Source organism: Streptococcus sp. HMSC36C04, assembly GCF_001839535.1.
In the GTDB taxonomy this organism is placed as follows: domain Bacteria; phylum Bacillota; class Bacilli; order Lactobacillales; family Streptococcaceae; genus Streptococcus; species Streptococcus hominis.
In genome coordinates this window covers 181,090-200,155 of the sequence record NZ_KV841598.1, presented here as the reverse complement: position 1 = coordinate 200,155, position 19,066 = coordinate 181,090, and the positions used below count along the sequence as shown (strand labels likewise).

Annotated in this window: 19 protein-coding genes; 10 read left to right on the top strand and 9 right to left on the bottom strand. The window is 39.1% G+C overall.

Annotation, left to right across the window (positions count from 1 at the left end; translation table 11 throughout):
- Window positions 1-332 precede the first annotated feature (332 nt).
- The 10 genes from HMPREF3249_RS06355 (at window position 333) to HMPREF3249_RS06320 (ending at window position 8,492) form a co-directional block, all read left to right on the top strand.
- Window positions 333-593, top strand: a complete 261-nt coding sequence (locus HMPREF3249_RS06355; protein ID WP_049533057.1) for a hypothetical protein — start codon at window positions 333-335, stop codon at window positions 591-593.
- Window positions 594-601: 8 nt separating this feature from the next.
- A complete protein-coding gene (locus HMPREF3249_RS06350) occupies window positions 602-853 on the top strand; it encodes a hypothetical protein (protein ID WP_049533058.1) in 252 nt (83 codons plus the stop codon).
- 178 nt (window positions 854-1,031) lie between these two features.
- Entirely contained in the window at window positions 1,032-1,637 is a 606-nt protein-coding gene (locus tag HMPREF3249_RS06345) for an MT-A70 family methyltransferase (RefSeq protein WP_049533059.1), read from the top strand.
- Window positions 1,638-1,805: 168 nt separating this feature from the next.
- Window positions 1,806-3,566, top strand: a complete 1,761-nt coding sequence (locus tag HMPREF3249_RS06340; RefSeq protein WP_059220848.1) for a type IV secretory system conjugative DNA transfer family protein — start codon at window positions 1,806-1,808, stop codon at window positions 3,564-3,566.
- A gap of 87 nt (window positions 3,567-3,653) precedes the next feature.
- Window positions 3,654-3,977 (top strand): hypothetical protein, encoded by a 324-nt coding sequence (locus HMPREF3249_RS09275; protein WP_049533061.1) that lies wholly within the window; start codon window positions 3,654-3,656, stop codon window positions 3,975-3,977.
- Window positions 3,974-4,819, top strand: coding sequence for a replication-relaxation family protein (locus tag HMPREF3249_RS06335; protein ID WP_230323996.1), 846 nt, complete (start codon window positions 3,974-3,976; stop codon window positions 4,817-4,819). The genes HMPREF3249_RS09275 and HMPREF3249_RS06335 overlap by 4 nt, the downstream gene beginning before the upstream one ends.
- 58 nt (window positions 4,820-4,877) lie before the next feature.
- Complete coding sequence (locus HMPREF3249_RS09675) at window positions 4,878-5,012, top strand: hypothetical protein (protein WP_257362731.1); 135 nt, start codon at window positions 4,878-4,880, stop codon at window positions 5,010-5,012.
- Between the two features lie 78 nt (window positions 5,013-5,090).
- On the top strand, window positions 5,091-6,770 hold the full coding sequence (locus tag HMPREF3249_RS06330) for a recombinase family protein (RefSeq protein WP_049533062.1): 1,680 nt from the start codon (window positions 5,091-5,093) through the stop codon (window positions 6,768-6,770).
- A 557-nt stretch (window positions 6,771-7,327) separates the two neighbouring features.
- A complete protein-coding gene (locus HMPREF3249_RS06325; RefSeq protein WP_003029232.1) occupies window positions 7,328-7,864 on the top strand; it encodes a biotin transporter BioY in 537 nt (178 codons plus the stop codon).
- 154 nt (window positions 7,865-8,018) lie between these two features.
- Window positions 8,019-8,492 carry a GNAT family N-acetyltransferase gene (locus HMPREF3249_RS06320; RefSeq protein WP_003029230.1) on the top strand — a complete coding sequence of 158 codons (474 nt, stop codon included), beginning with the start codon at window positions 8,019-8,021 and terminating at the stop codon, window positions 8,490-8,492.
- A gap of 203 nt (window positions 8,493-8,695) precedes the next feature.
- Here HMPREF3249_RS06320 and HMPREF3249_RS06315 read toward each other — a convergent pair whose 3' ends face one another.
- From HMPREF3249_RS06315 to HMPREF3249_RS06275, 9 genes are all read right to left on the bottom strand, one after another.
- Window positions 8,696-9,478 carry a nucleotidyltransferase domain-containing protein gene (locus HMPREF3249_RS06315; RefSeq protein ID WP_070867544.1) on the bottom strand — a complete coding sequence of 261 codons (783 nt, stop codon included), beginning with the start codon at window positions 9,476-9,478 and terminating at the stop codon, window positions 8,696-8,698.
- Between the two features lie 90 nt (window positions 9,479-9,568).
- Window positions 9,569-11,974: a phenylalanine--tRNA ligase subunit beta gene (gene pheT / locus HMPREF3249_RS06310; RefSeq protein ID WP_059220852.1), complete on the bottom strand. Its 2,406-nt coding sequence runs from the start codon at window positions 11,972-11,974 to the stop codon at window positions 9,569-9,571.
- Between the two features lie 123 nt (window positions 11,975-12,097).
- A complete protein-coding gene (locus HMPREF3249_RS06305) occupies window positions 12,098-12,625 on the bottom strand; it encodes a GNAT family N-acetyltransferase (RefSeq protein ID WP_003029225.1) in 528 nt (175 codons plus the stop codon).
- Window positions 12,626-12,630: 5 nt separating this feature from the next.
- Entirely contained in the window at window positions 12,631-13,677 is a 1,047-nt protein-coding gene (gene pheS, locus HMPREF3249_RS06300) for a phenylalanine--tRNA ligase subunit alpha (RefSeq protein WP_003029223.1), read from the bottom strand.
- A 305-nt stretch (window positions 13,678-13,982) separates the two neighbouring features.
- Complete coding sequence (locus HMPREF3249_RS06295; protein ID WP_070867543.1) at window positions 13,983-15,848, bottom strand: ABC-F family ATP-binding cassette domain-containing protein; 1,866 nt, start codon at window positions 15,846-15,848, stop codon at window positions 13,983-13,985.
- Complete coding sequence (locus tag HMPREF3249_RS06290) at window positions 15,845-17,044, bottom strand: CCA tRNA nucleotidyltransferase (protein WP_049533068.1); 1,200 nt, start codon at window positions 17,042-17,044, stop codon at window positions 15,845-15,847. Before HMPREF3249_RS06290 ends, HMPREF3249_RS06295 begins: the two co-directional genes overlap by 4 nt.
- Window positions 17,041-17,808 carry a 4-hydroxy-tetrahydrodipicolinate reductase gene (dapB, locus tag HMPREF3249_RS06285; RefSeq protein ID WP_070867542.1) on the bottom strand — a complete coding sequence of 256 codons (768 nt, stop codon included), beginning with the start codon at window positions 17,806-17,808 and terminating at the stop codon, window positions 17,041-17,043. Before dapB ends, HMPREF3249_RS06290 begins: the two co-directional genes overlap by 4 nt.
- Window positions 17,809-17,818: 10 nt before the next feature.
- On the bottom strand, window positions 17,819-18,667 hold the full coding sequence (locus tag HMPREF3249_RS06280; protein ID WP_003024045.1) for a DegV family protein: 849 nt from the start codon (window positions 18,665-18,667) through the stop codon (window positions 17,819-17,821).
- Between the two features lie 3 nt (window positions 18,668-18,670).
- On the bottom strand, window positions 18,671-19,045 hold the full coding sequence (locus HMPREF3249_RS06275; RefSeq protein WP_003024043.1) for a DUF1149 family protein: 375 nt from the start codon (window positions 19,043-19,045) through the stop codon (window positions 18,671-18,673).
- Window positions 19,046-19,066: the final 21 nt, after the last annotated feature.

The window sequence follows — 19,066 nt, the reverse complement described above, 5'->3', positions numbered from 1 at the left end:
TGAAAAGTCTAACTTAATTTGACAATTTAGGAAACATAAACGAGATGATTCGTTTTGTAAAGATTTTATCATAAAATACATTAGCGTTTTATGGTGGAAAGGAGGAAAACTTCCCCTCTGATATACCAATACATATCTTCATTATATAATTTTAAGGAGGAAAAATCTCTTGCTAACACTAATTATTTTCGCACCTTATTTTCTAGTTTCTGGTTTTGCGATTTATTTAGTTCGTAAAAAATCTGGAAAATAAACTCTTGCAGGTTTATATTAGTTATGGCAGCCCAGCTGATATAAACCTCTTCCTTTCTTGGGCTTAAAAGGAGAAAAATATGCTTCCACAAAACATTCAAAAACAGACAGATATAACACCGCACCTTGCTAATCCATTTCAGCTTGAAGTTGCACGAGCTCTTTCGAAAGATTTGGCAGTGTTACAAAAGAACCAACTTCTTACTGCGGATATTCTCAATAAGATTGGTGATTTATCGAAACTTGAAGCAGATATTATTGCGAAATATCCAAAGGCTCAGGAGCGAATAGATTTTATTCTAAAAACATTTACGCTTGTTGCAGCTGAAAGAATAAAGTGAGGTTTCTTATGAACGAGTTAATTTTGCCAGTTGTAGTTGGGGTATCTACTGGTTTTGTAGCGGGTGTTCTCGCTTGTGTAGTTTACGCTTTTTCGAAAAGCGCAAAAAAGCCACCTCGCAAAGTAAAGCCAGAGAATCTCCCTCCAATTTATACGGATGAAGAAATAGAACTTACACGATTTCTTGAAGATAAGCAAGCTATCAACGAGGCTTTTCTCTACGCACAAGCCGAATTACTTAAAGAGCTCCATAAATTCTAACTCAGGATATTTTGAAAGGAGGTGATGTTTAAAAAACAACACCGGAACAAACGCGCAAAAAATAAGCACTTTCACCTCTGTTACATTCTTTCGCATCGCTTTTAAAGTTTTGATGAAAAAGTTTGAAATATTTGAACTTTAAGAGTATGCTCGTTCTTGAAAAAGAAAGGAAAAAATTATGACTACACAAATGCAACATCAAAGTAAGAAATACAAGGTTATCCTCGCCGACCCACCTTGGGATGTTCAACAAAAAGGAAAACACGGCGCAATTAAGCATTATAATTTAATGACCTTAGACCAAATTAAATCCATGCCTATCGCCGACCTTGCTGACGAAAATTCAGCTTGTGTGCTGTGGGTAACAAACGCTACAATGGAGGCAGGATTTGATGTTTTGAGGGCTTGGGGATTTAAACCAACAACCAGTATTTTCACTTATCTCAAAGGCGGAAATTTAGGTTTAGGTCACTGGCTTCGTTCTAATACTGAACATGTGCTTATTGGAATTCGTGGAAAATTAGACCGCAAAGTGAAAAATCAGCCAAACTGGGGATTTTATCCACGCCTTGAACATAGCCATAAACCCGAGGAATTTTTCGAAACGGTTGAACGACTTTTCGACGGACCGTACCTTGAACTCTTTGCTCGCAGACCACGGCACGGATGGGATTCTTGGGGCAATGAAATCGCAAGTCCTTGCATTATCCCGAATTACCCCGTTCCAAATTATGTTGAAAACCCTATCGACTTCACTCCAAGAGAAGGCTGTGATGAAAATTGAAAAAACTACTTGCCTACACCTTCACTATATTTTCAGTAGCTTTCCTCATCAACTGGGCAGTCAAACTACTACTTGAAGTTTGGGGTTGTCTACTTATCGGTTGTGGAATTTTCTCCACTATTTACACCACCTATCAAATTATTAAAAAGAAGAACGAATGGAGATAGAATGAAAAGACCAACCTCGTTAAGTTGGCTAGAAATGAACTGGGAGCGCCCTTTCGAATTTAAAACTGTTTGCGATATGGTTGTTCATCTTTCTGGACTAACTGGGCGAAAACCCTTTGTCTGGGAAGTTAGAATAACTACAAACTGTATAAAATTTTTACTCGGCTTTGATTTAACAGATGAGAATAAACTCAAAAAACTCTTCTCTGCTCATAATAATGTTCAATTTTCGAAACCACAAAATCGGCGTTCAAAAATAGTAATTGCCAGTCGGATTAAAATTCACCAACAGCACTTTTCACTAAAACTTGATAATATCGAGAATATGATTCGAAGTTTTCTTGCGATTCATTCAACATTGAAAAAAGATGAAGAAATCACGCTCCAACTAGTAATTGGTAAAAGTCGTGCGCCAAGCCCAATTCCAAAACATTTGCCAAATTTAAACAGTAGCTGGTTTCAAAGATTGACTTCGAATATTCCACCGCTCTCACCAGAAAGCCAAAAACTGATGAAAGAAAAACTTCATTATGCGAATTTTCAAACGGTGATTCGGCTAGGGATTCGCACTCCAGAAAAAGCTCGCCAAATTACGCTTCATAACCAAGCGATGGCAAGCCTTCGAATTATTGAATCAAATGGTGCAAGCTTTAGGTTTCAAAAAATTAATCCAAAAGAAATAGATGACGTAGAAATGCCATGGTCTCCCCAGACTCACTTATCTGCCATTGAACTCGCAAGTTTGCTAATGCTCCCTTCAGGCGAAGCAGATATGCCGACTTTTCTTAGTCATCCTAAAACTATTATACCACCAATTGCTTACAAAATACCAGCGAAAAAATATTTACGAGCTTTTGGTAAAACATTAGAAAGCACGGAAAGACCACTTCATATTCCTTTACAAAATGCTTTAACTCACACTCAAATTTGCGCACCAACTGGGGCTGGAAAATCTGTCGTCATGACCAATCTCGCCCTACAAGATATTGAAGCTGGACGAAGTGTGGTTATTATAGATGGAAAACAAGATACGATTACCCAAATTTTGGAACGAATCCCAGAAAAACGAAAAGAAGATGTGGTTGTTTTAGACCCGTCTTCCACTCGTTTTGTTGGAATTAATATTTTTGATTTAATCCACCATGGAGTTTCAGCTGAGTTAGTTACGGATATGTTGCTAAACATTTTCGAAAAAATTTTTCCAGAAAATTTTGGGATTCGAAGTCGAGATGTTTTATTGGCTGGAATATCAACTCTCGCTAAAACGCCAAATGCAAATTTAGCAATGTTGCCAACATTACTTACAAACAAAACCTTTCGCCAACAGATTTTAAAAAATATTGACGATCCATTGGGGTTAGAGAGTTTCTGGAATTATTACGAAAATCTTTCTGAAGCTGAACGCCAACAACTTATCGTCCCAAGTTTAAACAAACTTCGCCAACTTTTTAATCGCCCAAGCTTGAGAGCTATTTTAGGACAAAGCAACCCAAAGTTTTCGCTGATGGAGATTTTTACTTCTCGCAAAGTTGTTCTGATTAACTTAAATAAGGGCATTCTTGGCGCAGAATCGGCGAGGTTATTAGGAAGTATTATAACTGCCAGCCTCCACGCCTTAACTCTAAAACGCGCCCAAATTTCGCCCGAAAAACGCTACCCTGTGTTGATTTATATTGATGAATTCCCTGCCTACATTTCTGTGGCGGAAGATTTTGAAGAATCACTGGCGATGGCACGTTCACTAGGAGTTGGATATATATAAGCTCACCAAACGCTTTCCCAACTTCCAATATCGCTAAGATTTGCTATTGAATCCAACTGTAAAAATAAAATAATTTTCGGATTAGGAATGAGTGATGCTCATGAAATAGCACGCCAAACAACTGAACTTTCCGCTGAGGATATTTATTCCCTACCTCCATATCAAGTCTATGCAAAAATTCCAATGTTTGGAAATCACTATAAATGGATATCGGGGCAAACCAATCCACTCTCACCAGCCACTCGTGATGGTTCGAAAATATTCTTAAATAGCTTGCTAAAATATGGCGCTCCACTGGAAGAAGTTGAACGAGAGTTGATTGAATTATCCCTAACGAAAAAACAGCCCACAGCCCAACAATCAACAGATTTTAGCCAAAATCTGGGACGACGGAAAAAAGGAAACGCATGAGTAAATTGCAGATTATTCATTCGCACCGCTTTTCTAATCGCCACGCTAAACAATCCGCACAACACCGCCGATTGAGGGCAAAATTCGCACACGACTTATATCGTAATTCTATACGATATTTTTATCACGGAGGCAAACTTATGACCAATCAACAATGGGAAGTTTTACATTTTCTGGCAGATGCTCGCATGGCAACAAGTTCGCAGATTGCTCACTTAATTTTTGCGAATTTTTCGACACAACGAGCTAGAATCCGTAGAGCCAATCTTATAACCAAACAACTTAAAGAGGCTGGATTAATCTATCATCAACCTCGAAAAATCGGTGGCTGGACAAAAGGCAGTGCTTCGTATATTTGGAGCCTCACATATAAAGGTTTCAAGAAACTTAAAGAGCAAGATGAATCCATTTCACTGCGCTTTCGAAATAAGGTAGATTTTAGCCGAAACCATATTGAACACACCTTGGCAATTACTGAGATTTTTGTAGAATTGAAAGAACTGGAGCGATTAGGAAAAATTCAAATAGAAGAATTTTGCTTCGAGCCGAAATCTTGGAGATATTATTCAGATATCGGTGGTTCGAGCTTAATTTTAAAACCAGATGCTTTTGCGAAAATTACCGTTGGTGAATATGAAGATTTTTTCTTTTTCGAACTCGACCGTTCGAGTGAATCGCCGACCAGAATAGTGAATACTTGTAAAAAATACATCCACTATTATAATACTGGGATTGAACAACGTATCAATGAAGTTTTCCCTTTTGTGCTTTGGATTGTACCAGATGAACGCCGAAAACAAAATATAACAAATGTTATTCATTCGAAATTAAATAATTTTTAGCAAATGTTCCAAGTGATAACATTAGACGATTTTTCGAACTTTATCCAAGGAGGTCAAAATGAAACAAGTGAAACCAACCGATGAAAAAAGCGAGGTAAAAATCGGCAAAACCATTTACATTGTGCAGAGAGAATTTGTGGGAAAATGTTCCCTGCAAGAACTTCTCGAACGGCTGATTTTGGCGAAAAAATAAGGCTCAAAAGACTGGACTTCTTGGCTGGTTTGAGGTATCCTGTCCATGGGTTATAGGTGTAATTGAAAGGAGACACTTATGGACACAAGCACATTGACAAATCAGATTCCAGATTGGACAGAAGTAGATTTCGAAAATATCACGAACATTACCGTTGTCTATTGCCGACTCAGCCAAGAAGATAGTCGGGCAAGCGAGAGCGATTCTATCCAAAATCAGAAGAAATACTTAGGAAACTTCGTACAAGAAGAAAATCTACAAAATCCAATTTTCTTTGTGGATGATGGTTACACTGGGACAAATTTCAACCGCCCTGCCATTCGAAAAGCTTTGGAGTTAGTGGAGCGTGGTTTGGTGAAAAACTTCATCGTAAAAGACGCTTCCCGGCTCGGGAGGTCTTATGTAGAAGTTGGGCAAATAACAGAAATGCTATTTCCCGATAACGACGTGCGGTTTATCTCGGTTTCGGAAGGAATGGACTCCAGTAAGCAATCTGATATGGATGCTACAATTATGCCAATTCGAAATTTGTTCAACGAATTTTACGCACGAGATATCTCACGAAAAGTTCGAGTTGCCCAGCAAGCAATGGCAAAAGCTGGCGAACGACTCTCTACCAATCCGCAATATGGCTACAAAATTGACCCGAATAATTCGAAAAAATGGGTCGTGGATGAATTTGCTGCAGAAATCGTGCGAAGGATTTTTCGAGAAGCCAAAATGGGTAAAAGTCACTCTGAAATTGCTCGTGGACTTCAAAAGGATAAAATCGAAACGCCCTCTTACCGCCGAATGACTCTGGGTGAAAATACACCTAATTTAAGCCATTTGCGTTACGGTTGGGGTTCGGCTATGATTTCGAAAATGCTCACTCGCCATGAATATCTGGGACACACTGTGAATTACCGTAGCACCACTAAATCCTATAAAAACAAGAAGAAGATTAGAAACGAGGAAAAAGATTGGTGGATTTTCGAAAATACACAAGAAGCTATAATCGACCAAGAAACCTTTGATGCTGTTCAAAAAATTCGCAAGCACAAGCGCCGACCACCTCTTAAAAAATGGGCTGGAAAAGCTGGACACGAGAACATTTTGGCTGGATTGCTATTTTGCGCAGTTTGCGGAAATAAGCTTTATTTCTGCGCTTCAGAAAAATGTGGAAGGAATGCCGACCACTACAAATGTAGTCGCTATTTCAAAATGTTTAACGCCTGCGATGTTTCTAATTACGTTCGAAAAGATGCTTTAGAGCACCTGATTTTAACTGATGTGAATTCCCTTTTGGAGGAATTCAAAATCAATAAGGAATCACTGCTGGCAAGTTTAGGTGAAAAATTCCAGCTCCAAGCTAATGAAGAAATTCGAAAAAAGAAACGCAAACTTTCCAAAACGCAACAACGAATTTTCGATATTGACCGAATTATCCAGAAAATTTATGAAGACAATTTGAACGGTAAACTATCGGATGAACGTTTTAAAACGATGAATGCGAATTACGAAACCGAACAAGCTGACTTGCGGGAAGATTTCGAAAACCTACAAAAAGAAATCTCACAAAACGAAGAAAATGGCGTAAATTTAGAGCGATTTATCTCGATTGTGGAAAAATATAGCCACCTTGAAAAATTGACCGTAGAAATTGCCAATGAATTGGTGGAGCGGATTTTGGTTCACCCAGCTCAAGGCAGAGGAAAAACTGCAACAAGAAAGATTGAGGTTTATTACAATTTTATCGGCAAAATAAAAAATGAGTAGCGATAAAAAGCTACTCAAATATTTAATAACAAATGACTGCTGTGTGGGTGGAGGCGCCCCCGCAAGGGTGATTAGGTGCTCTTTCGAGCTTGAACAGTGAATGAAGAGCCCAATCATAGTGCCTTGCTGTGCAAGGCTGATTTCCCGCCTTTAACAATTCACTGAATTGTTGGAGCTACGTTATTCGTTTATTACTAAATCTAATAGAAACTGGGGCAATTTTTGCCCAGTCTCTCCTTTTTCCTGTGATTTTTTAGTTGATAAAGAGGTACATTTTGTCATGATAATATTAAAGCGATTTTACGAGGAGGTGCTTTTATGCGAAAGATAAAAACAATTCTGATAACCATCCTACTTATTTTCTTAAATGTCTTTGGACTAATTGCATTTTTGATATTATTCCTTCGCAGTAAACATAAAAGGAAAGCAATATCGCGGAAAAAGTAACCATTTTGACAAAAAGGTAAATTCAGTCTTTCACCTTTTTATTTAACCCTTGACATTTTTCTTATTTATTTTATAATAGTTACCATATTACAAAACAAAGGGTTACAATTATGAAAAAATCATTTACACTTATTTTGCCAGCAATTGGCGCAGCTTTGATAGCCGTTTTTGCTCAAATTACCATTCCTATCGGTCCGGTACCTTTTGCTCTGCAAAATATGGCAATTGGCTTAGTGGCTACTATTTTTCATCGAAAAGAAGCTCTATTAGCAGTCGCTCTTTATCTTCTCTTAGGCGCTATCGGTCTGCCTGTCTTTGCAGGAGGAAACGGTGGATTTCAGGCACTTGTTGGTCCAAATGCAGGTTATCTCTGGTTTTATTTGTTCTACGCCCTAGTAACAGCTAGTCTAACTTCCAAAAATAGCAGCTTTTTGACGATATTTTTATCAAATCTACTCGGAGATGCTTTGGTTTTTGTTGGTGGTGTACTTGGTTTAATGTTTCTAGCAGGTTTTCAACTTGATAAAGCTATTACAGTCGGAGTCATCCCCTTCATTTTACCAGATCTCATAAAACTGATTGCAATTAGTTTTATCAGTAGACCTATTTTTAAAAGCTTAAAAGATCATCCCTACTTTAAAAATTGATAAAGTTGTCTCACTCCCATTATTAGAACTCACGTGTTGTGGGTTCTTTTTACATTGCTCAAAAAGATTTTTTCATTTTATTCTTGACAAAAATGACCAACAGTCCTATTATATTTTAAAAAAAATAATCGACGGTCACCAAAAGGAGCTCACCATGCCTATTAGAAAAGCAGTCCCAAGCGATATTCCAGCACTCAATAATCTCTTAGAGCAAGTCTTGCTTGTTCATCACAACGTCCGACCAGACATTTTCAAAGAGAGTGGTTGCAAATTCAACGATGAACAATTGAAAACACTGATGTCTCAAGAACATACACCAATCTTTGTCTATGAAAATGAAGAAGGTAAAATCTTGGGTCACCTCTTTTGCATCATTAAAGAACCACACAGTCTCGTATTGACACCTATCAAAACACTTTTCATTGAAGACCTTTGCGTTGATGAAAGTGCTCGTGGTCAAAAAATTGGTGAGCAACTCTGCCATTTTGCAGAAGAATTTGCCCAAAAAATTGGCTGTTACAACTTAACCCTTGATGTATGGAATGATAATGTCGCTGCCTTGCGCTTTTATGAACGTTTAGATCTAAAGCCCCAACAAACAATCATGGAAAAAATTTTAAAGAAATAGGAAAAGTGCATGAGTAAGAGAGAAAACAACTGCAATACGAAAAACATGACTAGCCACAACCAAACAATAAGACTGCCCAAAATATTTTTGACTCTTTCTGCAGAAGAAACTACTAAAGGAGCTTTTTATAATGATTTCAAGAAAAATCTACTAAATACAAAAAACGGTTTAAGCCGTTTTTTTATACTCAATTCCAGCCGATTTTATGATAAAATTTCTGCTAAATTTGCAATCATATCTTTTAATTGTTTTTCAAGAATTTCAGGGCTAGCAGTAATGCTCATTAGTAAAGTATTTAAAGATTGCTCAAATTGATTAGGAAGAAGGTTCGCATGCGCTGCTGCATATGATATCATTCTCTTTTCACCGGGGTGGGTCAATTCATTAACTGCAAAAATAATGTCAAAATAAGATTCTAAAAAGGCTGCAATACGGTGATTGACACTGACAAGGTCTTTTCGTTTTGCTGCTTTTAAAATCTGCGTATCGTAGGACGGCAAATGTCCGGTTAACAAATTAAAATTTCGTGAAATGATGTTGTCTTTTAATTTTTGAGGAAAAGGAACGTCAAACCGTTTTTTCAATTTTCCTAACTCTCCATTGGAATCATAAAGAACCTTGCAGGTTTTTAAATTGTGCCAGAAGCAGGTGGTGTAGCCATTTCCTGCTCGGCACTTTTCGACGACATTTTCAATATCTATCGCAAAATCACGAATGTTCCGATAAAGAATATCAATATCAATGCCATTATTTAAGGTACAGTCGTCTTCCAATTCCCAAAATTGATTGCTTATTTCCATATAAGAACAATATTGGGTCAAAATCAACTTCCGACTGTCTTCATCTGGAATGCTCGTGCAGTAAATATATAAATCATAGTCCGAAGTCTCATCATAAGTTTCTCCGCTACGAGATCCGCCTAAAGCAATCGCTGTCACTTCTGGTAAATTGGAAAATGCTTTCCAAAGTTGTGTAAAAACTGTCATTTTCTCCTCCGATATAAAACTTTTCCTTATTATACATTATATTGCTACAAGAAAAAACTCCTAAACTTCAATTTAGGAGCTTTTCATGTCTTACCGCACTTCTGCACCAATCGTTACTTCAAGAGACTTTTGGATTTTTTCCATATAACGAGCTACTTCCTCATCTTCCAGAGTATCCTCTGGATTTTGGAAAGTTAAGGTGTAAGCCATTGATTTCATGCCGAGTCCCAGTTTTTCACCTGAGAAGACATCAAATAATTTGATATCTGTCAAGCGTTTCACACCAGCAGCCTCAATAGCTTCAACGACTTCTTTGTGACTGATTTCTGCTTTAAGAAGCAGTGCTATATCACGTGTTACAGCTGGGAATTTGGTAATTTCTACAAATGGTTTTGCTGGTTGAATTACTTGTTCAATCGCTGTCAAGTTGATTTCTGCTACATACGTTTCTGGGATATTATAATCCTTAGCAGTTACTGGATGAACTTGACCGACAAAACCAATGACTTGTCCGTCTAGTGAAACAGTCGCTGTACGACCTGGATGCATACTAGTTAATGCTTGCGTCGCTGTGTACTCTACTTTTAGACCCAGACGGTCAAAAAGTGCTTCCAGAATTCCTTTTGCATAAAAGAAATCAACTGGTATAGCAGATGTTTGAAAATCCTTTTCAGTAACCAAACCTGTCAAAGCAAAGGCAAAGCTGTTAATTTCAGTTGGCAATTCTTCCTGTGGATTCCCCTTTTGCTCGAAGACTTTTCCGATTTCATACAGAGCCAAGTCCTTATTTTTACGTGCTACATTATAGGCAACGGTATCCAAAATGCCAGCTACCATATTTTGACGAAGGACACTACGATCTACTGTCATCGGCCACATCAGCTCTGTCAAGTTACTTGGGTTGGTGCTGAATTGCACAGCTTTTTCAGGAGTGGTCAAAGCATAGGTGATAACTTCTGTCAAACCAGCACCTTCTGCAACTGTACGAACTTTGCGACGAAGTTTTTGGGTTTCTGTCAATTGACCAGCTGTTCCGTCACCTTTTGGAAGAGTTGCTGGTAATTTATCATAACCATAGATACGCGCAATTTCCTCATAAAGGTCTGCTTCAATATGAATGTCCCAACGACGGCGTGGTACGCTGACTGTGAATTCCTCTGCATTGCCAGTAAGACCAAAACCAAGACGGCGGAAAACATCTTCAATATCTGTATAAGTTAATTCCGTTCCAAGTACACGATTGACATCTGCCAATGTTGAAACAACTTCAACATCTGATGTGTCCACTTGACCTGCTGAGACGATACCGGCTTGTACCGTTGCACCTGCAAGATCTGCAATCATACTAGCCGCAGCATCTAGAGCTTCTGTTACTGTCGCTAGGTTAATTCCTTTTTCAAAACGAGAAGATGATTCTGAACGAAGATTGAGACGCCCGCTTGTCTTACGAATAGAAGTTCCGTCAAAAACTGCTGCTTCAAGCACTACACGCCTTGATTGAGGAGAAATTTCTGTTGCAGCTCCACCCATGACACCAGCAAGAGCGACTGGCTTATCTGCTACCGCAATCACAAGATCGCTCGTCTCTAAGTCGCGCTCTTCGTCATCAAGAGTTACTAATTTTTCACCCGCATGCGCTTCGCGCACCACAATTTGATTGCCCTTAAAAGTATCTAAATCAAAGGCGTGCATTGGTTGACCAAAGTAAAGCAAAATATAATTTGTCACATCTACTACATTGTTGATAGGACGAATCCCTGCATTCATCAGCAGATTTTGAAGCCATTGCGGACTTGGAGCAATGGTTACATTTTCCAAAATACGTGCTGCATAAAAAGGCGCCTTGTCCGTTTCAATCGCAACAGAGAGCTGTTCTCCAGCTTGATCTTGTGTTTCCAACAACGGAAAATCTTTAAAATGAACTGACTTGTCGTAGATAGCTGCTACCTCATACGCTACTCCACGCATTGAAAGCGCATCTGCACGGTTCGGTGTGATAGAAAGCTCAATAATTTCATCATCTAAGTCAAGGTAAGGAAAAACGGAATCCCCCGGCACAGCTTCTTCTGGCAGGATTTGAATGCCATCAGAAAATTCTTTTGGAACAACCGAGTCCGAAATGCCTAATTCTCCAAGAGAACAAATCATTCCAAGGGATTCTAAACCACGGATTTTTCCCTTTTTAATCTTATAATTATCTGCAATACGAGCTCCTGGAAGAGCTACCATAACCTTGATTCCTGCTCGTATATTTGGAGCGCCGCAAACGATTTGTCGAAGCGCTTCTTCTCCAACATTCACTTGACAGACATGGAGATGTGTTTCAGCTACATCTTCACAGCTAATCACTTCACCAACTACAATTTTTGACAATCCCTCAGCAGGAGAGCTGACCCCTTCTACTTCAATCCCTGTCGTTGACATTTTTTCAGCTAATTCTTCACTCAGAACAGTTACGTCAACTAGTTCTTTTAACCATTTATAACTTACTAGCATAATTCATCTATATGAGTGCATAGAAATCTTTGAGAACTATTGTTTCTGCTCAAAAATTTTGCCTCATATTACTTCCTTTCTTTTTGAGGCTGGGACAAGTACCCAAGCCAAGTGCTTTTTCGCTTAATTTAATTCTTTCCGAATGAGCCAGTCAATATCAACCGTTTCACCAGTCGCATACTCATGCTCACTAAAACGTTCAAAACCATATTTAAAGTAAAAGTTTTGCGCTTTGAAATTCTTTTCCCAAACACCTAGCCAAATCCACGAAAACTTTCGTTTAGTAGCTTCTTGCATGGCAAAATTAAACATTTCCTTGCCAAAGCCCTGTCCTTGATAAGGTTTCAAAACATAAATCCGATGAACCTCAAAAGCATTCTCCATTGAGTGTTCTGATTCTACTGGCTCAGTCTGTGCTTGCCCCCAGTTAAATTTGAGAAAGCCAACAATCTTTTCTTTCTCATCTAGTGCAAAATAAGTCTCCGACTCTACTTGCGCCAAATCCTTCTGAATCTGCTCAAGGGAGAGTTCATGAGTAAAATAATCTTGCATATCTTTCACTTTGATATAAGGGCCGAAAGTTTCTTGATAAGTTTGCACTTCCAGTTCTCGTAGAACTTCAACCTGTCCTTCTTTTACTTTTACTAACATAGCATTTATTTAAATTGTTCTGAAAAACGAACATCACCTTGATAGAAGCCACGAATATCATTGATACCGTAACGCAGCATAGCCACCCGTTCTTGACCCAGTCCAAAAGCAAAGCCAGAATAAACATCAGCATCAATGCCACTCATTTCAAGGACACGAGGGTGCACCATTCCAGCTCCCATAATTTCAATCCAGCCAGTCTTTTTGCAAACATTGCATCCTTGCCCACCGCATTTAAAGCAAGAAACATCCACCTCAACAGACGGCTCTGTAAATGGGAAATAAGACGGACGCAGACGAATACTGCGGTCTTCTCCAAACATTTTTTGCACAATGAGCTGCAATGTTCCTTGAAGGTCTGCCATAGAAATATTTTTCCCGACAACCAAACCTTCGATTTGGTGGAACTGGTGAGAATGCGTCGCATCGTCCGTATCCCGTCGGAACACACGCCCTGGCGAGATCATTTTCAGAGGACCTTTAGAAAAATCATGAGCGTCCATAGCACGAGCTTGAACTGGGCTGGTGTGAGTACGCAGCAAAATTTCTTCTGTAATGTAGAAAGTATCCTGCATGTCACGCGCTGGGTGGTCTTTTGGCAAATTCATCCGCTCAAAGTTGTAATAGTCTGTTTCAACTTCAAAACCATCTACGACTTGATAGCCCATACCGATAAAAATATCTTCAATTTCTTCACTTGTTTGGCTAAGAACATGACGATTCCCAGCAGGAATTTTCCGACCAGGAAGGGTGACATCTACTGACTCCCTCGCCAACTGATTAGCAACTTTTTGCTCTTCTAGTAGCTTTGCAGATTCTTCAAAAGCAGCGGTCAAAATATCTCGTGCTTCATTGACATGCTTCCCGATAATCGGACGCATATCGGCAGAGACGTCTTTCATTCCTTTTAAAATCTCTGTTAAAGAGCCTTTTTTCCCAAGAACAGAAACTCGTAGATTTTGCATTTCTTTTTCATTTTCAGTCGAGATTTTTTTCAACGACGCCAGCGTTTCTTCTCTAAGCTTATTTAATTGTTCTTCAATGGTTGACATAATTCCTCCAAATATAAAAACCGCATGCCAAACTCCATAAGCGGAGCGTTGACACGCGGTACCATCCGTTTTTATCTGGTTTCCCAGACCTTAATTCTCAATCCTATTGCAAGTGAATTCACCTAGTTTTCATCTAAAGAGCTCTCAGTCTCTGGCTCTTCTCCCTGTCAAACTTCCCCTAAGCTACTAGTCTTGCGGAATCTTATTTAATTAGTTGATATTATACCAAATTTTATAGGACTTGTAAATAGACCTTGTTTAAAAATGCAATCACACTTGACACACATTACAGGCAGTAGTCAATTCTATACTAACTCACTCAAGTATTCGTAGCGCTCATATTTCTCCAAAAGCAAATCATTTTTAGCATCCAACTCTTTTTGGAGTTCAGCGAGCCGACCGAAGTCCGAAGCATATTCCTGCATTTCCCCCTCAATAGCTGCAATTTTCTCCTCAAGCTTCTCTATATCTCCCTCAATAGATTCCCATTCCTGTTTTTCAAAGTAACTTAAGCGCTTCTTTTCCTCTCGCACTTTAGTTACTTTTTCCTTTTCCGACTTTTGGGAAATAGCAGAGCTCTCTAGCTCAAATGCCTTTTCATCCAGATAATCAGTATAATTACCGAAATATTCTCTGATAGTTCCCTCTTCAAAGGCTAAAATCTTATCTGCTACTTTATCAAGGAAATACCGATCGTGACTAACAGTAATAACTGGGCCGGCAAAGCTTTGCAAAAAATTTTCCAGCACCGTTAATGTCGCAATATCTAAGTCATTAGTCGGCTCATCCAACAGCAAAACATTCGGCTTTTCCAACAATAACTTGAGAAGATAGAGCCGCTTTTTCTCTCCTCCGGACAATTTTTCAATCAAAGTTCCATGAGTGGAGCGAGGAAAGAGAAATTGTTCCAACAGCTCAGCAATAGATGTCGTCCCCGCAGATGTCTTAACTTCTTCTGCGACTTCCTGCAAGAAATTAATAACGCGTTTGGATTCGTCCAATCCTTCAATTTGCTGTGAGAAATAAGCCACACGAACCGTCTCACCAATGATCAATTGACCAGATTGAGGTGCTAATTTCCCAGCAATTAGATTGAGCAAGGTAGATTTTCCAACACCATTATCCCCCACAATCCCAATCCGATCTTTATTTTGAACCAGCAAGTTAAAATGAGAAAGGAGCTTCTTGTCACCATAAGCAAAGTCCACATCTTTAAATTCAATCACTTTCTTCCCAATACGACTGGTCTCGAAATTCATTTCTAAGTCTGTCTGAGTTGCTTGATTAGATAAATCCTTTTTCAAATCTTGAAAACGATTGATTCGAGCTTGTTGCTTGGTTGCTCTAGCCTGTGGTTGGCGACGCATCCAGGATAATTCCTGTTTATAAAGCCGCTGTTTTTTATGGAGAAGGGCAGCATCTCGTTCGTCTTGTTCCGCCTTCAAACGGACATAATCTTGATAATTTCCTTGATATTCAAGTAAATCCCCGTTGTCCAATTCAAAAATTCGTGTCGAAACATGGTCTAGAAAATAGCGGTCATGGGTAATGAAAAGAACCGTTTTTTTGGAATTCTTCAAAAAATTCGTCAACCATTCGATACTATCAATATCCAAATGGTTGGTCGGCTCATCAAGAAGCAATAAGTCATAATCTCCTAACAAGACTTGCGCCAATTGCACTCGGCGTCGCAAACCACCTGACAGGTCGCCGACCTTAGCAGATAAGTCATTTAAACCCAGTTTAGACAAAACAGTCTTAACTTGACTTTCAATTTCCCATGCTTGAAGAGCATCCATTTCAGCCATAATCTTCTCTAAACGAGATTGATTGCTTTCGTCATAGTTAGACAACAATAACTCATACTCTCGAATGAGCTGCATTTCTCGCAGATTGCTAGATAAAACCGTATCTAGTACCGTTTTGTCGTCATCAAAGTGCGGTTCTTGGGTTAAGTAGCCAATCTTATAGCCCGATTTAGCAGAAAAAGGATTGACATCCCCGTCAAATCCAGATTTTCCAGATAGGACATTCAAAAAAGTCGTTTTTCCAGTTCCATTGACCCCAATCAAGCCAACCCGATCCAAACCATGAATAATAAAGGAAATATTTTTAAAAACAGTCTTATCTCCCATCGTTTTAGTCAACTTTTCAACAATAAAGTCACTCATCTTCTCTCCTCTACAAAAGCTAAAATAGCCTCCAGACGGTTGTCCAAGACACCATTCACAATAGCCGTCTCAATCTCAGTCAAGAGCTGTCCTAAAGCAGGCCCCGGCTTAAAACCAAACTCTTTGATTAACAGGCCACCATTGACGACAATTTCATGTTTATCATGAATCGTTAGTGAATCATAAGTAGAATGAATTTTTTCAAAATCAACCGCTAATCCCTGTGCTTGACGAATTTCTTCTGCTTGTATCATCAGGTCCAGTTCAAAACGATAGCATTCTTCCTTATCCAGAAAATGCCTTTGGCGGATAGTATAAATCGTGACAATTTGCTCTACGCGCTTTTGAAATTCATTTGAAGTTTTCCAATGTTTGAGGAATTTTTTAACATTATTTACTTGAAGAGCCATTAAAAGAGTAGCCCAGGCTTGCTCTGAACTCGTAAATTGAAAATCTACTTTAATATCAAACATCGTTTCCAATTGTAATTGGCTGCTGCGCATGTCAGGCAAATAGTCCGTTGCACCACTGGCAAGCAGACTTTTCAATCCTTTACGCCAATAAGACGCTGTCAGTAGTTTGTCAAATTCAATGAAAGTCCGCTCCACAGAAATTTTTTCTAATAGCGGCGCACACAGTTTCATAGCCTGAAATGTGTCTGTGTCCAAATCAAAACCTAAAGCTGCCTGAAAACGAAATCCTCGCATGATGCGCAGAGCGTCTTCGTTGAAACGTTCCGAAGGTGTTCCTACAGCACGTAAAATCTGATTTTCTAAATCAGCTAACCCTGCAAATAAATCAATCACATTCCCTGCTTCATCCAAAGCCAAAGCATTGATCGTAAAATCGCGCCGTTTTAAATCTTCTTCGAGAGAACGAACAAATGTGACATGGCTAGGTCTGCGATAGTCTACATAGATATCCTCTGTCCGAAAAGTCGTCACTTCGTATTCATGATTGTCTTCTAAGACTAAAACTGTCCCATGCTCAATTCCGACATCAATCGTTCGCTCAAAAATACGTTTGGTTTCTTCTGGATAACTGGAACTTGCAATATCCACATCATGAATCGGTCGATTCAACAAAGCATCGCGGACCGAACCACCGACAAAATACGCCTCAAACCCGGCATTCTTAATCTTCTTTAATACTGGTAAAGCCTCCTGAAATTCAGAAGGCAGATTTTTTAATCTCATAACAAATATTCCAATCCGTAGACAAGCTCTTTTTTCTTGACCACTTCCTTAATACCTAAATTCACCCCCGTCATGAAAGACTTACGATCGTACGAATCATGACGAAGTGTCAGTCCTTCACCTTGTCCGCCAAAGATGACTTCTTGATGAGCCACCAATCCTGGCAAACGAACCGAATGAATGCGCATGCCGTCTATTTCTGCACCACGCGCTCCTGCCAATATTTCTTTTTCGTCCATTGCACCCTGATGTTTTTGGGGGCGAACCTTGCTAATCAATTCAGCTGTTTTAATCGCTGTGCCGCTCGGCGCATCCTTTTTCTGATCATGATGTAATTCAATGATTTCCACATCTGGAAAATATTTAGCTGCTTGCGCTGCAAATTGCATCAAGAGAACCGCTCCCACAGCAAAATTAGGAGCAATCAAGCCTCCCAGCTCTTTTTTCCGAGAAAGCTCAACTAACTCTTTGATTTCATCCGATGTAAATCCAGTCGTTCCGACCACAGGCGCAAAGCCATGCTCTAATGCAAAACGAGTATTTTCATACGCCACTTTAGGAGTTGTAAAATCAACCCACACATCCGCTTCTACACCACTCAAATTTTCTTTCTGATTAAAAACGGGAACACCAGCTACTTCTTTTTCTGGAGTAAGTGGGTCAAGCAATCCAACGAGCTCTAATGCAGGATCTTCTGTCACCATGTTATAAGCAGCTTGTCCCATTTTTCCTTTGAAACCAGCAATAATGACCTTTATACTCATGGAATTCTCCTTAAATAATCGGAATATAGGCTAAGGCAATACTTCCAGCACCCAAGTGAGTTCCAATCACACTACCAAATGTCGCAATCGGAACCTCTCCGGAAACACCATCTTCTAACAATAATTGATGTAAATGTTCTGCTTTTTCCAGTGCATTTCCATGAATAATCATCACTTGGTAATTTCCTTGTGCAGTTTGCTCTTTGACAATCTCAATCAGGCGTTTCGTAGCTTTTTTCTCGGTACGAATCTTTTCATAAACCTCAATGACGCCCTCGTCATTAAAGTAAAGAATCGGTTTGATACTGAGCAAGTTTCCCAGAATTGCAGCGCCATTCGACAAACGACCGCCTTTCACCAAATGATTTAAGTCATCTACCATGATAAAAGCGCCAATTCCCTTGATTTGAACGTCAAGATTGCTTAAAATTTGCTCAAACGCTAACCCTTGTTCAGCCCAGTTCAAAATATGCTCCACCATCATTCCAAGCGGCGCACTTGTGATTTTTGAATCTGGAAAAATAATTTCTAAACTTGGAAATTCATCTTTCAAATACTGGATATTTTGATAAAAGCCAGAAATGCCGCTCGATAAAAACAGACCAATGACATGAGTATAACCTTGCCCTTCTACTAAAGACAGAGTGTTCACTAAGCTGGCAATACTCGGTTGGCTAGTCTTTGGCAATTCACTAGAGGCTGCCATTTTTTGATAAAATTCGCTAGCAGAAAGATTCTTTCCTTCGATGTACTCAATCCCGTCAATACTAACGGGAATATCTAAGACAAATAAATGCTCATTTTCGATGACTTTGCTATCCAAATATGCTGACGAATCAGTAATTACGGCTAATTTCATGCATTAAAACTCCAAATTGATACCTGGCAAATCCAAGGCGATTTCTGTTACTTCATAGGTCAAACGATTTAAGACGGACAAACTTGGACGAGCTAGTTGTTCCACTTCGTCCTGCTCAAATTCACTTGGCTCATTGACAATTTGTCCCATGATATGGTTGACTTGTGAGATTGTTCCACTAATTACAAAAGCATCAAAGACAATCATAAAGCTCACAATTACAACGATAGAAGTTACTTGTCCTTCTTGATCTTGATTTAACAATTGAAAATTGACATCCACTTTTGTTTCTGGGGTTCCGTTTTCTTTTTCCCACTCTAAATTACGTGCATCATAGTGATATTGACTGACAAATTCTTTTTCGCGTTGTAATTCCATTTCATTTCTCCTCAAAATATG

Excerpts from the sequence above, each read along its gene's own strand:
- HMPREF3249_RS06350 (WP_049533058.1), top strand. The coding sequence starts at position 602 with ATGAACGAGTTAATTTTGCCAGTTGTAGTTGGGGTATCTACTGGTTTT.
- HMPREF3249_RS06280 (WP_003024045.1), bottom strand. The coding sequence starts at position 18,667 with ATGAAATTAGCCGTAATTACTGATTCGTCAGCATATTTGGATAGCAAA.
- pheS (WP_003029223.1), bottom strand. The coding sequence starts at position 13,677 with ATGTCAACCATTGAAGAACAATTAAATAAGCTTAGAGAAGAAACGCTG.
- HMPREF3249_RS06275 (WP_003024043.1), bottom strand. The coding sequence starts at position 19,045 with ATGGAATTACAACGCGAAAAAGAATTTGTCAGTCAATATCACTATGAT.
- HMPREF3249_RS06290 (WP_049533068.1), bottom strand. The coding sequence starts at position 17,044 with ATGAGATTAAAAAATCTGCCTTCTGAATTTCAGGAGGCTTTACCAGTA.
- HMPREF3249_RS06305 (WP_003029225.1), bottom strand. The coding sequence starts at position 12,625 with ATGTTAGTAAAAGTAAAAGAAGGACAGGTTGAAGTTCTACGAGAACTG.
- HMPREF3249_RS06330 (WP_049533062.1), top strand. The coding sequence starts at position 5,091 with ATGGACACAAGCACATTGACAAATCAGATTCCAGATTGGACAGAAGTA.
- HMPREF3249_RS06315 (WP_070867544.1), bottom strand. The coding sequence starts at position 9,478 with ATGACAGTTTTTACACAACTTTGGAAAGCATTTTCCAATTTACCAGAA.
- HMPREF3249_RS06355 (WP_049533057.1), top strand. The coding sequence starts at position 333 with ATGCTTCCACAAAACATTCAAAAACAGACAGATATAACACCGCACCTT.
- pheT (WP_059220852.1), bottom strand. The coding sequence starts at position 11,974 with ATGCTAGTAAGTTATAAATGGTTAAAAGAACTAGTTGACGTAACTGTT.
- dapB (WP_070867542.1), bottom strand. The coding sequence starts at position 17,808 with ATGAGTATAAAGGTCATTATTGCTGGTTTCAAAGGAAAAATGGGACAA.
- HMPREF3249_RS06325 (WP_003029232.1), top strand. The coding sequence starts at position 7,328 with ATGAAAAAATCATTTACACTTATTTTGCCAGCAATTGGCGCAGCTTTG.
- HMPREF3249_RS09275 (WP_049533061.1), top strand. The coding sequence starts at position 3,654 with ATGAGTGATGCTCATGAAATAGCACGCCAAACAACTGAACTTTCCGCT.
- HMPREF3249_RS06345 (WP_049533059.1), top strand. The coding sequence starts at position 1,032 with ATGACTACACAAATGCAACATCAAAGTAAGAAATACAAGGTTATCCTC.
- HMPREF3249_RS06320 (WP_003029230.1), top strand. The coding sequence starts at position 8,019 with ATGCCTATTAGAAAAGCAGTCCCAAGCGATATTCCAGCACTCAATAAT.
- HMPREF3249_RS06335 (WP_230323996.1), top strand. The coding sequence starts at position 3,974 with ATGAGTAAATTGCAGATTATTCATTCGCACCGCTTTTCTAATCGCCAC.
- HMPREF3249_RS09675 (WP_257362731.1), top strand. The coding sequence starts at position 4,878 with ATGAAACAAGTGAAACCAACCGATGAAAAAAGCGAGGTAAAAATCGGC.
- HMPREF3249_RS06340 (WP_059220848.1), top strand. The coding sequence starts at position 1,806 with ATGAAAAGACCAACCTCGTTAAGTTGGCTAGAAATGAACTGGGAGCGC.
- HMPREF3249_RS06295 (WP_070867543.1), bottom strand. The coding sequence starts at position 15,848 with ATGAGTGACTTTATTGTTGAAAAGTTGACTAAAACGATGGGAGATAAG.